The organism is Heliobacterium chlorum (assembly GCF_014502795.1).
Classification (GTDB): domain Bacteria; phylum Bacillota; class Desulfitobacteriia; order Heliobacteriales; family Heliobacteriaceae; genus Heliobacterium; species Heliobacterium chlorum.
The window spans coordinates 91,225-108,049 of the sequence record NZ_JACVHF010000006.1 but is presented as its reverse complement, the minus strand read 5'-3'; the positions used below and the strand labels follow the sequence as shown (position 1 = coordinate 108,049).

8 protein-coding genes are annotated in these 16,825 nt (G+C 49.7%); all 8 read left to right on the top strand.

What is annotated here, in order from left to right; genetic code table 11:
* Positions 1-101 precede the first annotated feature (101 nt).
* The 8 genes from flgF (at position 102) to H1S01_RS08220 (ending at position 16,814) form a co-directional block, all read left to right on the top strand.
* Positions 102-908, top strand: a complete 807-nt coding sequence (gene flgF / locus H1S01_RS08255) for a flagellar basal-body rod protein FlgF (RefSeq protein WP_188039616.1) — start codon at positions 102-104, stop codon at positions 906-908.
* 92 nt (positions 909-1,000) lie between these two features.
* On the top strand, positions 1,001-1,774 hold the full coding sequence (gene flgG / locus H1S01_RS08250) for a flagellar basal-body rod protein FlgG (RefSeq protein WP_188039615.1): 774 nt from the start codon (positions 1,001-1,003) through the stop codon (positions 1,772-1,774).
* Positions 1,775-2,035: 261 nt separating this feature from the next.
* Positions 2,036-7,999, top strand: coding sequence for an IPT/TIG domain-containing protein (locus tag H1S01_RS08245; protein ID WP_188039614.1), 5,964 nt, complete (start codon positions 2,036-2,038; stop codon positions 7,997-7,999).
* 20 nt (positions 8,000-8,019) lie between these two features.
* Complete coding sequence (locus tag H1S01_RS08240; RefSeq protein ID WP_188039613.1) at positions 8,020-10,707, top strand: S-layer homology domain-containing protein; 2,688 nt, start codon at positions 8,020-8,022, stop codon at positions 10,705-10,707.
* A 28-nt stretch (positions 10,708-10,735) separates the two neighbouring features.
* Positions 10,736-12,340 (top strand): S-layer homology domain-containing protein, encoded by a 1,605-nt coding sequence (locus tag H1S01_RS08235; RefSeq protein WP_188039612.1) that lies wholly within the window; start codon positions 10,736-10,738, stop codon positions 12,338-12,340.
* Positions 12,341-12,372: 32 nt separating this feature from the next.
* Positions 12,373-14,772: an S-layer homology domain-containing protein gene (locus tag H1S01_RS08230; protein ID WP_188039611.1), complete on the top strand. Its 2,400-nt coding sequence runs from the start codon at positions 12,373-12,375 to the stop codon at positions 14,770-14,772.
* Positions 14,773-14,910: 138 nt separating this feature from the next.
* Positions 14,911-16,020 (top strand): polysaccharide pyruvyl transferase CsaB, encoded by a 1,110-nt coding sequence (gene csaB / locus H1S01_RS08225; protein WP_188039610.1) that lies wholly within the window; start codon positions 14,911-14,913, stop codon positions 16,018-16,020.
* On the top strand, positions 16,017-16,814 hold the full coding sequence (locus tag H1S01_RS08220) for a WecB/TagA/CpsF family glycosyltransferase (RefSeq protein ID WP_341479061.1): 798 nt from the start codon (positions 16,017-16,019) through the stop codon (positions 16,812-16,814). The genes csaB and H1S01_RS08220 overlap by 4 nt, the downstream gene beginning before the upstream one ends.
* Positions 16,815-16,825: the final 11 nt, after the last annotated feature.

The following is a 16,825-nucleotide window of genomic DNA, read 5'->3' as shown; positions in this document are numbered from 1 at the left end:
TACTGTTTTGCAGATTGTGATTCTTGAGCCTGAATCCATTCGATAGATCAAATCATTGGACCAGACGTACAAGGGCAAATACGGAGGTGAATCATCCCTCAATGATTCGTGGCTTATACACATCAGCGTCGGGAATGCTCGTCCAGCAGACGAACCAGGACGTAATCGCGAACAACCTCGCTAACGTCAATACTCCCTCCTACAAAAAAGATATGGCCGTCTTCCGTGCTTTTCCGGAAATGCTCATTCGGCGGATGGCCGACTTCAGCCCCCCTGAACCGGGTCAGACGGAAAAAAATCCGGTCATCGGCCGGCTCGGCACAGGGGCTACCCCGGACGGGATTATGACAGACTTCTCCTATTCAGGGGTACGAGTGACCGATAATCCTACCGACTTGGCTCTCAACGGTAAAGGATATTTTGTCGTCAATACACCCGATGGGGAGCGCTACACCCGTAACGGTCAATTTTCAGTCCGAGCCGACGGAACCGTAGTATCCCCCGACGGCTATCAGCTTCTTGGGCAAAAGGGTCCCATCGTTGTCCCGGCTAATGCGAAAATTCACGTTGATGCGAATGGCCGCATTTTTAACGGCGACCAAGAACTAGACCAGTTGCGCATCATGGGTTTTGACGAACCAGTGGCCGGACAGGAGCCGATTCTTGAGAAACAAGGTGACAGCCTCTTTCGTTTATCGGGTCAACAGCAAGGCAACGGAACACTTCGGGAGATGACTGCCGGAGAAACGGAAGTGAAATCAGGCAGTCTTGAACTGGCCAATGTCAACGTAGTTCAAGAAATGGTCCAGATGATTAGTGCCGCTCGTGCCTACGAGGCGAACCAAAAAGCCATCCAAGCCCAGGATGGGACCTTGGATAAAGCTTGCGGGGAATTAGGAAGAGCATAATTGAGATAACGGTAGTAAATGTAGAGATAGAACCTTGCGAACTGTAAACGAACTAAGTGGAACTCTATAACGAATCAGAGAGGTGAACCATCGTGATTCGAGCCATGTACTCAGCAGCCACGGGGATGAAGGCCCAACAGCTGAATATGGACACCATCGCCAACAACCTGGCCAACGTAAATACATACGGATACAAAAAGAACCGTGCTGAATTTCAGGATCTCTTATATACCAACCTGCGTGCGGCGACGGCAGAAGTGCCGACAGGGATGCTCGTCGGATCCGGTGTCCGTCCTAGTTCCATCACTACGATTGCAACCAACGGAAACATGATTCAGACAGAGAACCCAAGCGATATGGCCATCATGGGGGAAGGGTATTTTCGTCTGACGAACCCAACGAATGCCGATCGGCCCTTTTATACCCGGGATGGCAGCTTCAAAATTGATAGTGAAGGCTATATGACCAATGCGGACGGATATCGCCTCGACGGTATAGACCCGTTCCCTGAAGGGGCGACGAACATCGATATTAATTCTGATGGACGAATCACCTATCAGAACGCCGAAGGAACTCGAGAAGAGCTGGGGCAACTCCAGATTTATACCTTTACGAACGCGGCTGGTTTGAACCGCGAGGGTCGGAACCTGCTTACCCAAACTGCCGCATCAGGCGACGCGATCGAAGGAATCCCAGGAGAAGAAGGAAGAGGCACCATTGCTCAGCGCTACCTGGAATCGTCAAACGTTCAGGTTGTCGAAGAAATGGTAGCCCTCATCGCGGCTCAGCGGGCCTACGAGGTTAACACCAAATCAATCCAAACCTCCGATGAAATGCTAGGGCAGGCGAACAATTTAAAACGGTAATGTCGAGCGTTGCCACTGCTGCCACCGAGACAGCAGTGGCTTTTACTTATCTGAAATCTAAAAACGTGACCCAGTAGGGGTCACGCTTAGCCACTTTTTTTGTAAACTGTTAACTATAGCGGAAGAAACAAAAACAGGAGGATAATAGAGCTTTTCATAGAAGGATTCTTACTAATCCTCGATAAATCTTTTTAAGATACCATAGAAAATCTTCGAAAATAAAGATAACGAAAACTGTGCCGGTTGTCCGGGGGGGTATTGATGTTGAGACAGCATATGCAAAAACTTCATAAGGCAATAGCGACGTTTCTGCTATTGGTAATGGTTCTTACCATGTTCCCCTTTACGATGTGGGTGGGAGGGATTCAAAAAGCGGAAGCTGCCAGCTTTACCATTCAAGAGATTTCCTACATATACGATGGGCAATCAGTACCCATGTTAATGATCAAAACCGATTTAACAAGTCTTAAAGGTTATGTCATCGATTTTATTGGGCCAAACACTATTCCTTCCCAAACTATTACTGAAGCAACGGGGTTAGTAACAGTACCCTTACCGTCATCTGCCATTAATGCTACTGGGAAGTATACTGTGCACATCTATAATCCAAGCAACGGCAATAGCGCTACGGCAACTGACGCCATTTCCTTCGGTGCTCCTTTTACCGTCACCAAAGTAGATAAATACAATATTGACATGAGTGCGGGTTCCCCCAACCCGGCTACATTGAACTTAACCGGTTCCGGTTTTAAATTAGCTAGCGGCGACTATGGAACATTGTCAAGCTATATGGTGGTTGTTGGGAATGTACAAGTACCGATAGATAAAGACGGAGCGAATGTAACCAATACACAGATCACCTTCTCTACACCCGCAGCATCGGGCTTACAGAAGTCATACCTCGTATCCGAATTTACACGAACAACCGCAGAGAATACCAAGGTGAAAATGACGTTTCAACAAAGTTTTGGGCCCCTCAACTTTCATATCGGCGGTGGAAACACGGAGCCTGTCATTCATAACACCTATAACATTTTCCCTTATTCTTCAACAGGAACAGATCCATCATGGGTCCCAAAAACTAAAGATGATCTGAAGAATTTACTGTTAAGCATCATTGGCACAACCGGAGCAACCATTCCATCAGATATGTTGCCAGAGGGTACATTAGATACTGTCAACATTAAAGACCAGTTCGGCGACCCCGGTTACAAAGTTATCATCGTCGGGAAAAACTTTAAGACAAAAAACGTGCTAACGAGTCAACCTATAAAAGTTCAGATTGACGGCGTTGATTGTCCCCTCGTTTTCGACGATGAAGTACTAATGCCCCTCGCAGGACTTACTGATAGCAGTTCCGATGCTTTGCAAGCCATCGCAGTAAGCTTACCGACCGAGTTAGGCGAACAATGGGAGACAAAAGCGAAGCCGAAGTTTTTTGGTTCGGTCACGATTGTAAACAATGCGGGATTGGCATATACGGCTAACAGTTCTTACAGCTTTATCAATGAACCCTACGATCTAAAAATCGAGGGAGATAAATCGGCATATGTAGATGGCGGCGATCCCTTAACTGGCGGCAACGAAAAAATCGTAATCATCGAAGATGCCAATCAGAAACTTACCCAAGATAAGTACGTGCGAAATACGTTCCAGAATCTACCCAACTATCCAGTTGTCTACTTTCGCGATCAACCGGGAAAAACGATTTATAATGTAGACAAAGACGCAGACCCAACTCTTTATCAGAAGTTAGATTTCTCCGCTGAAGAACTTGCAGCAGATCCCAATATCCGAAATAAAAAGATCAAAGTACTCGTACCAGCTAACAACCCCGGATATACCGACATCAAACTAGTCACGAGGTACGGTACAGGAACGGTAAAAAACTTTCTGTACCTGCCTCGGGAAAGTAGCCCGGAATTATTCGGCATTTTTTCTCCGGAAAAAGCTTATGACTCAAGTTTTGATCCCGAACTTCCGGGGCACCAAGACGACTATGCGACGACAGATCAAGATAATCTGGGAAATGTAGCTACAGATACATTCAATGGCTGGATTCGTAAAACCCCGAGAAACGTACCTGTAAAAACCGTCCTCGTAGGGCGAGATTTCCACGAGGGATGCACTGTATACGTTGGAGAAACAGCACTGCCCGCTTCTGCCGTCGTTTTGAAAGACAGTCGCCGGCTCGAAGTGACCATGCCTGCTTGGCAAACGCCGGGCAACTATCGCATTAAGGTAATCAACAAGGATGGCGGAACCACAACGAAAGATATCAAATTTCGCTATAAGAGTTTGCCGAAGATTACTGCAGTAAACCCAGCCCGGGTCTCTCAATTCGGCGGAAACATCGTACAGTTAGTTGGCCAAGACTATATGTCAGAAGTCATCGCCGGAAAACTCACGTATCCAAAAATTAGAATTTACTACGACAACGACAAAAGTGCCTTCGAAGAGATCGAACAACCCGATGATATTGTGGACTACAACTATGTCATCCAGTTGTACTCAGACAAGGACTTGCGGTTCGGCATTCCGACAAATCCCTCTCCCTTTTTCAAAAATGGCGTATCTTCAGAAGCGATCGTTGAGATCACTAACCCCGACGGACAAACGGCCGAGTTTAAAGACGGATTTGAAATCCGCGACCCCAATCTCGACCCGCAAATTGACAGCGTGATCCCCAACCGAGTGACTCGGGATGGAAATATTGAAGTCCTGATCAAAGGTAAAGACTTCGATGAAGACGCCACCGTCTATTTCGACATGACAAAACTAAGCGCTGACAAAGTGATACGGGCTAGTTCCACAGAACTTCGAGTTATCGTACCCGCGGTTAAAGAAATCTACCCCTTTAAAGATGACAGTAGTCGTGTCGGTATCAACATTCCCATTCGCGTCGTCAACCCCTATGACGGGAGTTCAGCCTTATATACTGACTTCCAATATAAAAATACCTTTAGTCACCCCGGAATTAACGCCGTAACCCCGCCGTCAGGTGATGTTAAGGGTGGAACACTGGTAACTATTACTGGCAGTGATTTTAAAGCCAATACGGGCTATGGAAAACCACTTCCCAGTCACCCCGCCGATCCATCAGATGCCCTCGATCCTGGTGATAGACAGACAACTCCGGGCGAGTATACAAAAGTTTATTTCGGTCCCTTCGAACAACCGGCCCATAGGGTAACCAGTAACACAATTGAGGTGTTCACCCCTCCTGGTGAACTGGGCACCTACGATGTGCGAGTTGTCAACCCTGACGGAGCAGTCGCACTGCTGAAAAACGCCTATACGTACAAAATGGTTGACAGCGCTCCCCACATCTTGAGCGTGACACCACAAATCGGCCCGATCCAGGGAGGCACCTCAGTCACAATCAAAGCCAGTGATGTCCGCACGAATGCAAAAGTGTACTTCGGTGGAAAAGAAGCCACTATTATTCAGGTAGTTGCTACAGGAGAAACTGATTCCACCAACTCGGAACCGATTAAATTGATCTATGTTAAAACACCGACTAACTCTCAAGGGTGGAAACGGGTAACCTTGACAAACCCCGATGGCGGTACCGTATCGACGGGACCAAAAGGCTACTATTTCATTCCCCCAGGAAGTTCACCAACAATCACCTCGATTACACCTAAATCAGGTCCCTCTATCGGCGGAACCACAGTTGTCATCAAGGGAACTGACTTTCGCAAAACCATCAAGAGTTATCCGCCTGATCTTGTCGACATCTATACAGAAATCTACGGCCCATTAGGGCCGGATGAAGTAAAAACCGTACTTCCTACAGTTACGTTTGGCGGGGTACCCGTACCGCCGGAACAAGTATTCTACCAGGACGATCAGACCTTAGAGGTTGTCACTCCAGTGAATAAGGCCGGTGCGAAAGATGTTACCGTCACCAACTGGGACTTTGGCTCGGTTACTGTTGCGAACGGCTTTACTTACATTGGGGCTTCTCCGGTCATCGAAAGCATCAGTCCCTGTGGTGCCGATATAAATGATTTACCCCGGCCATCTATCCTCATCGCCGGAACCGACCTCTACAACGACGGAACAGGCTTGATCGTCCGTTTTGGAGAGAGCACTCGGCAGCCCGCGAGCGGACCTTATGACGTGACCAAGACCCAACTAGGTATGAGCGATTCCGGAGTTCCCATTCCCCTTCCGGATAGCAAGCCTGGTGTTGAAACGGTGACCTATGACTCTACCACAAAGCGGGGCGTATACCGAGTCACGGTTCCGAATCTAGAGGGACTTTACAACGGAATCGATCCCTACAGTGATACGAATAAAATTAAAATCACCATCTATAACCCCGATGGTCAGGAAATTCAATGGTCTGGAAGATTCCGGCTCTTTGACAATGAATCAGGTCCCCAAATCCTATCGATCACTCCCGATACTGCCTCCGCCAAAGGCGGAAAAGCTGTTCGCATCAAAATGACCAATCTGCTCATTGATTGGAACAAAAAACAGCAATGGCCCTATTTCGTCTTCGGCGGCATCCGGGTTATGCCCAACGACGCAACAGGAATCAATTACCCTGCGGATCCCAACAAAGACCTGACGAACGAACCAGTGCGACTGATTACCCCCGGCAACAGTACAACCGATGAGTGGGAGTGGGAAGTCATCGTCCCCGAATATCCTTGGCCGAATGATGATGACCATAAGAATCTCACTCAACTCCCCGTCGATGTTATGGCTGTCGACCGGCTATGGTGCACCAGTGGGACGGCTGATTCCAAATTTATCTACACCCGCCCCGCCGGCGGCCTGGAACTGCTGTCAGTGACGCCGGATAAGTCCCCGGTCGAAGGGAACATCACTGCCGTCATTACAGCCGCCATCAACAGTAACTCCAAAGGATTTAATAACAACGGCGGAATGCCCCGCGTCGAGTTTGGCGGCGTTGAAGCTGGGGTGCTCAGCCTCACACCGACCGAACTGACCGTCCAAGTGCCGGCCCATGAAGCGGGGAAAGTAGATATCTCCGTTACCAATCCCGACGGTTCGGAAGGTATCCTAGCTCAAAAGTTCACTTATACGAAAATGCCCCTCATCGAATCGATCCGTCCTGCCTCAGGCCCTGTATCGGGAGGCACCGAAGTGAGCATTACTGGACGCGGTTTTGCTCAAGGCGCGAAAGTTTCCTTCGGTTCCGGTCAAGCAACAGTGAAATCGGTGAGCGACACCGAAATTAAACTGGTTACACCAGCAGGACCGGCAATCCCCACCGGAGAAAACCGCATTCCTGTTGATGTCACCGTGACTAATACTGACGGGAGCGCCCACACTTACGCAAAAGGATTCACCTACTATAAGGATGAGGGTCAACCTACAGAAGCACCACTCATCGTCGCCAAGGCAATCAATGAAAATACAGTTCGGGTTACCTGGAGCCCCATTAACATGGCGAAAGCCTACGAGGTGGAAGTGTCGGAAGGTGGCCGGGGTAATTTTCGGCTATACGAAGTCATTGATAAAGACCACTTGCAAAACGGGCAAATCTACGTGCTCGTCAAAGGGTTAAGCGGTGACACCAAATACTGGTTCCGTGTTCGGGCTATCTCCTCGTTAGGTCCTGGGCCATACTCAGATGCCGTCTCAGCCGACACGGGCAGCAATAATGGCTGGAAAGGCTTTGAGCAACCTGATAACGAAGCCGTCACCATACCAGGCGGTGCGAAACTCGTTATCCATAAAGGACCGCCGGAAAAATATTATGATCTTCGCACCGGGACCATGGGCAGTGCCGCCAAAAAAGCAATTGCCTTCAGTCCTGATGCGCAAGGGTTTAGTAGCCCCGTACTCCTCGACAGTGGTGATTGGAAGGTGCTGATTCCGCCTCTAGCACTTCGCTACAATTCGAATCCGCTGACCGACGCTTATGCGACAGTCTTCGTAACCCCTGTTACGGGCCGGGAGAAAGAACAAGTACTCATGGCCAACCGTTACAAGCGTCCTATCTCCCCCATCTATGAGTTCAAACTGACTTTCGACAAAGACAGCCAGTCCTCCACCCCGGCGGTCTACGCCCAAGCAGTGACGTTGACCTTGAACTATCAAGCCACCGTACCGACCCAGCGGGCTGCCATGTACTATTATGACGGCATGAATCGTGCCTGGACCAAAGTAGACGGATACACAGACAACGTGGCTGTATCAGCGGCAATCACCCGTGCTGGATATTACGCTGTCTTCCCTGAATAAACCAAAAGGATGGAACTGCCATGTTCAGGAAAACATTTTGGCAAACTTTTACCGCTTCGATCCTATCGACGGCCTTGACTCTCACAGCAGCTTTAACACCAGGGGCGGGATGGGCAGCAGTTGCTGTCCTTCCTCCTGAAATAAAGGGAGTGCCTTATGCGCAAAGCCTAGTGACAAACGGAACCTTTAATGACAGCCGGGGGCACTGGGCCGAAGAATATCTATTTGCAGCCGGGGTAAACGGCTTGCTCCGGCCAGATCCGGATGGCAGGATTCGTCCCGATGAACTCCTCAACAAGCGCGACGGCCTGTTGGCCGTTGCTGCCTTAGCGGGGTGGATGCAAAACGTTCAAACGCCGGGCGGCAACGGTACGAACCAGCGCGCCGCTCCATCGACGGGAAGCTGGGAGACATGGGGGAATCGTGTTCTTACTCTCGCCGCCCAAAAAGGATTTTTTCCGAATCAAACGGCAGGATCGAACAATCCCGGAACCGTCCGGGGAGTCAAGCTAGACGATCCTGTAACCAAAGAAGAACTAGCTTTATGGATCGCCAAGGCACTTCCGTTACAGCCCGTCTACGGAAGTGCCCAATCTCGTACATATATGTTCTACGACTGGAACCAAATGAAAGCAGACAACGTCCCATGGATGGAGGCCGTATTGCAACAAAATCTCCTTAACGGAGATGGCGCCTATTTATACCCTCAGCGGGCACTGACACGTGCCGAGGCGGCGGCCGTTCTCACCCGGGCATTAAAACCAGCCCGTCAACTGCAAAACCGCCCGGTCATCTCGGCAAGCGTCACCGATATCGATCAAATCTCATCCAGTTCCGGTCTCCCAGGACAAAAACGTATTCATATTATCGGTCCCAACGGTGAAAAGTCAGCCCTGCTACTCGGTAGTCCTGACCCGGACAATCCCTTTGGAACAAATGTAGCCGTGTGGAAAGTAGGACCCACCGACGGCCAAGCTTTATCTCCCGGCGATCAAATTGAACTATATCCTTTAGAATCCTCCGCTGGAAGCACAACCTCTGCGATAAGTCAAAATTCAACCTTCCCTACTTCGTTAACGGCATACTATGTACGTGTATTACCTACTACCACAACCATAGAAGGGACTTTGATCCACTACGACTCCTCAAATGGACAAATGGTGATCCAGGATGCTTGGGGGAATCTACGCACTGCCCAGATAATGCCGGGGGCAGTTGCTTGGATCAGCGGCGTCCAGCGACCACTAACGGATATTCCCGGTGGAACCTATATCGTTGGTCGAGGATCCGGCAATGGCCTCACCTCTGTCACAGCGGATTTACCCGTTGCGGAGCCGGGAGCTATCGTACCGGAAAGCCTGATTCAACAAGGAAAGGTGCGGGAAATTACCAATGACTCTATTCGGATCGCAGACGGGCAGGGACGAGAAGGTGCTTACTCGCTTGCATCCGATTATGTCGTCCGGGTCGGCCGCGAATTGGGAAGTATTGACGATGTAGAAATCGGCGACCCTGTCACCCTTCGTTTTTCCGATTATCTAGGCAAACAGGTAGCGGCCATTGAAATCCCGACATTAAACCGGCAGGTTGAAGGGGTCTATCTGGGTGACGTGAGCGCCATCAATCCCGTCACCGGATGGGTTACCTTACGGAGCTTAAAAAAGTTTGACAGCGGCACATGGTCAAATGTGGATGTCAGCAAACAGGTTAAACTCGACAACCTCGATACGGTCACCATCAATGGCCGTACCGTCAATAAAAGCCAGTTCCAACGCTTCGGCCGGGGTCAGCAAATCATCTTCAGTGCCGCCGATGGGTTTGATGGCTTATCTGCTACCCGGGTAGCGGTAATCGACAGCGGTTCTGAATTGGAGTCATTCAACGATCGTGTGGACCGTATCGATATTCCAGGCAACTCTCTTAAACTTGACGTCGATGGCAGCTATCTAGCGATCGATCCGGGAACCATCGTCATCCGAAATGGACGCCTTACCGACTTGCGTGACCTCAAAGAAGGCGACCCCATCTTAGCCTACGCAGACACCTCGTCTAGCGGCTACCGGGCCGCCTTGATCACCGTAGACAAAGACCTCATACAGGAGACAGATAACAAAGACGGCTTGGTACAGGGAACTGTAAAAGACTTTGATGAAGACGGATATCTGGATCTTAACTTCTACAGCCGTTATCGTGACAACCAGTGGGAGCGCTTTAGCGGCAGTTCCAGCACTTTTACCCTGAAACCAGCCCGCGATACAATCATCTACGATTACCGAAGTGGTCTTTCAGGTACGAAAGTCCCCGTACGCGATTTCCTATCCCAAGGTCCTGCTGGCGAATACGATAAGGACTTTCTGTATGCCTTTGTTCAAAACGGTCGTCCACTGGCCATTTCTATCTTCTCAAGCGGCCCATCGACCGATCAGGCTCCCCAGGAACGGACCACTTTGGCTCGGGTTACTGATATCAATACGGACAGTAAAACGCTGACCCTTGAGGCCGTTCGAGACTGGTCCGACAGTAGTCGACGTTGGCTCCCCAATCCGATTAGTCTAAGCGTCCTAGCCGATAAAGCTATTGTCATCGACAGCCGTAAGATCAGCGATTTAGAGAACCTGCGCAAGGGAGATACCTGCTTAATAATCCGCAAAGAACCACGCTCCGGCGAATCGCCTGACCGCATCGCCTACTTTATCTTCAAACAATAAACCTTTGCGACGCAAGGAGGTATTTACCTTGAAACGCTGTCTTAGCGCGGTGCTTCTCTTTCTAATGGCCCTATGGACACCGGCAGCGGCCTTCGCCGAATCGAGTCACCTAACGATTGAAGGCGGCGGAGCCAATGAATATGATTATCAGGAATACGTATTTCTCTCCGGTAAGCCCATTCTTTTTACAGGAACCTTTAAAGTAACCGTCTCATCTAGCGGGGATACGACGACCACGAAGATTACCTACACTTTAAAAGACAAGGACACAGGCCTCGACAAATTAAGCCGCAGTCTCACTTTTTTAGAAAAGAAAGCGGACCAGCCGGAAATGGGGCAAACCGTTCGCACCAGCCAAGTCGATAAATTCAGCGAATCAGCAACGATCAACGATGTAAAGTATCAACTAGTCGACTACCGGCAGAGTAAATCCGTAGTCATCGATAAGCACCCCGCCGTAAATTACTACAGCGGTAACTGGGAAGGCCGAAAGATCTATCAAGTCGAAAAGGATCAAGGCCGACTCACCGTCGATATCTCCGGCACGACTGTCGGCTACGACCATAACTGGGGACGGTCCGAGACCCAACGGATGACCCAAACGCTTTCCTACGAACCGCTTAAAGAAACAGTCACCGGAAACACGCCTTCTATCAATTGGGATGGTCAAGTCGACTATACCATCAATCTCTCTACCGATCGGGAGATGAGCTATCACGAAAACGAACCGGTAGACATCAGCTTCAGCGGCGGCTACCTCCTTGACGAAGAGGGGAGTACGGCTGTTCTGGCCCGTTACGACCTCCCCTATGCGTCTTCAGACGGAACCATCACAAAAAATTCACGGCGTGACCAAGACACGCTGTCACTAAACTTGAAGACAGCACCGAAAGTTCAACGACTTTACGTACCGGCCTATCAAGACACTCGCGGGCACTGGGCAGAAGCTGACATCGCTAGACTCGCCGGGGTAAAAGCGTGGGGCAATGCTACGGGTTATTTCGGCCCAGGGCAGCCCATTACGCGTATGGATTTTGCCACCGCTTTTGTCAATGCACTAGGCATCCTATCAACGGACGGACCGGCCGGAAATATTGCTTATACGGCGGGCTATCCCAACCTGCCGGAGCCGGGGCAAAAAAGTACAGGTAGTCGCAGTGGAGGCACCGGATATAACGGAGCAACAGGTATACCGAGAAACAAGAAAGTTCCGCCGGAACAACCACCTTTTTCAGACATTAGCCCGCAAAAACCGGGATATGCCGAGGTAAAGGCAGCCTTCGAAAGCAACCTCATGCAGGGCGTTAGTCCTAGCCGTTTTGATCCCTATGGACTGATGACCCGGGAACAGGCGGCGACATTGATCGTTCGTGGACTAGGATTGGAAACGTTAGCCCCATCGGGGAGCGTTTACTTACCGTACTATGATGATGGGCAAATCAGCCCGTGGGCACGCGACTCTATCTATGTGGCACAGCGATTGGGGATACTGTCCGGCGATGCTTACGGCGCCTTCCGACCACAGGATCTGCTATCCCGGGCCGAAGCGGCCAGCCTGCTCATGAAGTCGATCGATTTCCTCCAAAGAGATCTAAAACGGGATTACCGAGATCGCCTGCTTAACTTGCATTAACCTCAAATTCTCATCGGGAGGTGACTACTTTCATGAGCCAAACCCGTTTACCATGGAGAAAGTTTCTTTTCCTCACGGCGACGGTCTGTATTTTTCTGGGGCTCTCTATGCCGGCCTGGGCACTGACAGAGACGCACAGTATTGATCTTGGAACCAATAATTATGGCATCCGTCCCACCATAACGATCACATTTGATAAGACGATAAAAACCACGTCAGCCATCAACGCGATCCAGTTCAAACCGCAGACGGATGGCGGCACCACTGTTACGGCCAGTGTCGAATCCCCGGGTGACGATAAACTGCGGATTACGCCCGTCAGTGGACAGAATTTAAGCTACGGTACCCAATATAAACTGACCGTACCCCGCACTGCTTTAGCCGATAAAAGTGATGCAACCAACGTGTTGACGGACGATATCGAGATTACCTTCACCACTATCGCTCTCACTGACAGCGCTTTTACACCGAAAAACCTCACCTATCGTGTTACCGGACCTAGTTCAGTTGAGTGGACATGGACATACAGCGGTGGACCGGTAACCGGTTTTAAGCTTTACGCAGGCAACGATAATACGGGTAGCTTTATAAATAGTTCCCAGGGAACGAGCAACTTAAAAATAACTGAAGGAAATCTAGTGGATGGGAACAGCTATACTCGTACTTTGTATGCCTACAACGGAACAAACTACAGCAGCAAATCCAATACAGTGAACTTCACTTTTAACTCCTTGGCTCCGCCGCTCGACTTTAAGGCGGACCCGCAAAGCATCACCAGCCGTGAAATTCTCTGGACGTGGACCGATAACGCCTACGGAGAGACGGGCTATAACATCTACGATTATGATACGGATGATCTTATCGGACGGGTGGAAGCGGGCCGAACGAGTTTCCAGGAAAGCGGACTCGAACGGAATCATACCTATCGTCGTTATGTTCGGGCTTACCGAGCGGGTGACGGGACTACAACGTCGAAAGAGGGGGACAAATCGATCTATGCCTCGGCTCGGACCGACGATTCCGATAGCAGCAGCGGGTCGAATAGCTCTAGCTCTGATCGCTCTCGCATAGCCGATGCACTTCAATACGCCTTAGATAATGCTGTCTCAGCCTCAGACGTAGTGATTATCGACCCCTCTGATGTAGACGACGATAAGGACTATGTCGTTATGACAGAGAAAAATCGATACGTCGCCTTCACCAGCGATGCGCTTGATGATTATGGAGAGGGGCGCGTACGAATCTCAACCTCTGATGTCGAACTAAAAATACCGGCTAAACTTCTAGACCGCAGTGATGATTCCGGCGGTATGGCGGTGGGTCTTCGAGAGTATGTGGACAATACAAGTGCCCCAACCGGCAAGCTTCGTGTCGGTACGGCTTACGAATTTGATTTAATTCGTTACTCTGATTACACCAATAAAGGTTATACCGAGAACGAGTTTGACGATGATGATGAGGATGTCATCATCACCTTCTACTATGATTATTGGCGAACGAGCAATCCCCAGTCACTAAAAATCTACACGATGGAGAACGGGAATTGGGCGGAATTGCCAAGCTCTGTGAATACGGCGGATCGGGCGGTAACCGCAAAGGTTAATCACTTTAGCCGGTTCGCATTGTTTGAGACTCCTACAGGCGCAAGCGGTCTGGTTCCGGGAACTTCTACCATACCCTACCCAGGTGCGTATGGGTACCCGGGTTTTAATACGAATTTACCCACTCCGGCAGGATATCCTCCCGGTTTTGGGCCAGGGTACGGAGCAGGTTTTAATGATACTAAACCCGGATATAATCCGTCTCAATACTCATCTCCGGTGACAAATGCCTATTCAAATTATGGAGGTATAGCATATACCCAAGGTGCCTATTCCGGGGGAGCGAATACCTCCTTTATCGACATTACCGGACACTGGGCTCGTTCCCAGATTGAAACACTGGCAGGAAAGGGAATCCTCAGCGGAACAGCTCCGCGCATGTTTGAACCCGACAAAGCTGTGACAAGAGCGGAATTTCTGACTATGCTGATGCGCACTCAGGGGAGCCAGGATCTCTTACCAAGCTCGCTGCCGTTCCAAGATGTACGCGCCGATGACTGGTTTGCCCCCTCTTTACGCCAAGCCCTTCAACGCCGTATCATCCTAACAGGGGACCAACATTTTCGACCGTACGATCCCATTACGCGCCAAGACATGGCAGCCTGGGTTGGACGTAGTTTAAGCGGGCGTATGGCTTTCGGAACCAGCATAGACCCGACTAGCTTTAAAGATTGGCAGTCGGTCAACCAGAATTTACGAGACTCCGTTGCGTCGGCCGTTCGTGGAAATCTGATTCACGGGAGACCTGATGGAAGTTTTGATCCGCTAGGCAGTACCACCCGTGCAGAAGCAGCTACCGTAATTTATTCTTTTTTAACATCTGTGCGCTAATATACAAAACCAGAGGGGAGTCGAAAGCAACAAATTCGACATTCTGGGGACAAGTTCAAGAAGCTTTGTTGGCAACCAGAGACCAATCGTGTTAAAATACGGCTAGATTTGGCTCTAGTGGCCGGGGGAAGGGATTTCGTGGCGACGATTGTGCTTTCCGGTTATTTCGGATATGACAATGCTGGTGATGAAGCATTGCTAAAAGCTATGGTCCTAACCTTGCGACGTTTACGTCCCGAGGTGCATATCGTCGTCCTATCCGGAAACCCGGCGGTAACTCGGCGATTGCACCAAGTAGAGGCCGTATACCGCTATAATCCGGTTACGGTCCTCGTGGCTCTTTCTCAGGCTGATCTCGTCATCAGCGGAGGAGGGAGCCTATTACAGGATGTGACAGGGTTATTGACCATCCCTTACTATTTGCTAGTCGTATTAATTGCAAAGCTGCTTGGACGAAAAGTGATGTTCTATGCACAAGGGATAGGGCCGGTGCGTAGATCCTTTGGAAAATACCTTATTAAAAAAATAGCCAATATGGTTCAACTTATCACACTACGAGACTCTCATTCCAAGGGACGATTAAAGGAGTGGGGGGTCAATCGACCTCCTTTGTATGTAACCGCCGATCCCGTCTTTGCCCTTTACCAAGGCAAAACCGAGGCAAGTGCGAAAGAACACAAACAAGCGGTTTTTTGTGTTCGACGTTGGCCGTCCTTTTCGGAAATGGAAATCTCAATTCTCGAAGTTGCAAAATTTTTACTCGCTGAAGGTTGGAAAATCAGTTTCTTACCTATGCATGTCCACGAAGACACAGAGTACAGTATAAAACTAGTGCAACAGTTGTCTCATCCACAGGCAACAGTAAATACGACGGCTTCGGACTTTGAACAAGCCATTGATGTGATTGGTGATGCTGACTTACTCATCGGAGTACGGTTACATGCCCTGATTTTTGGGACCATGCAGGGTGTCCCCGTTGTGGGCATCGCGTACGATCCCAAGGTGAGAGACTTTCTGCGGGAGATTGAGCTTCCCTCCTTCGGAGACGGAGTGCCATTAAACCCGCATGCTTTAATCGGTGAAGTGAAGCGGATTCTAGCCAATCATGATGCTGAACGAGAAAAATCTCGCCGATGGGCAGAGCAAATGCGAGTGCGTTCTGAAAGAAATGCGGTGTTAGCGCTGGAACTATTGCAATCGGGAGAAGCATTTTCCGAAAAAAACAATCATGGGATGGATCGTGCGTGAATCGACAAGAGAATCAACCCCAAAAAGTCTATATACTCGGATCTCCTGTTGATGTGCTGGACATGTCATCGGCCTTAGCAAAAGTGGAGAATCTCGTTGAAAAAGGCGGGAACCACCAAGTCGTAACAGCAAACCCGGAAATCCTGTACTCGGCACTTCAAGACAGCGAGTTAAACCAAATCATAGAACAGGCATCATTAGTGACAGCAGACGGGATCGGAGTTGTCTGGGCAGCTTCCCGTGTGGGCACGCCGGTACCTGAACGAGTGACCGGCATCGATCTCATGTCAAATATCTTAGCTAGGGCTGCGCAAAAAGGATGGCCTTGCTTCTTTTTAGGTGGAGCGCCTGAAAAGGCGGCGTCCGGTACGCAACCGACTATCCCTTCTGTAGCTGAAGAAGCTGCAGTACGCCTTAAGCGTCTCTATCCAGGACTACAAGTGGTAGGAACGGCTCACGGCTATTTTAACGAATTGCAACAGGCGGAGCTTGACATGCAAATCGCGGCAGCCAAGCCCCGCTTGCTTTTTGTCGGGCTAGGTGCTCCCCGGCAAGAAAAGTGGATAAAAATGTATCTACAGCGAACACCGTTGCCCGATTTACTAGCTATGGGTATAGGTGGAAGCATGGATGTCTTTGCAGGAACTGTGCAGAGGGCTCCAGCATGGTGTCAACAGTTGCATATAGAATGGCTTTACCGTTTACTGACTCAACCTTCCCGTATAAAGAGACAATTAAATTTACCGATCTTCGCTTGGCAAGTTTTGCGTCAGTCAAATCGGGGGGGGAAATAAACACAGCATTA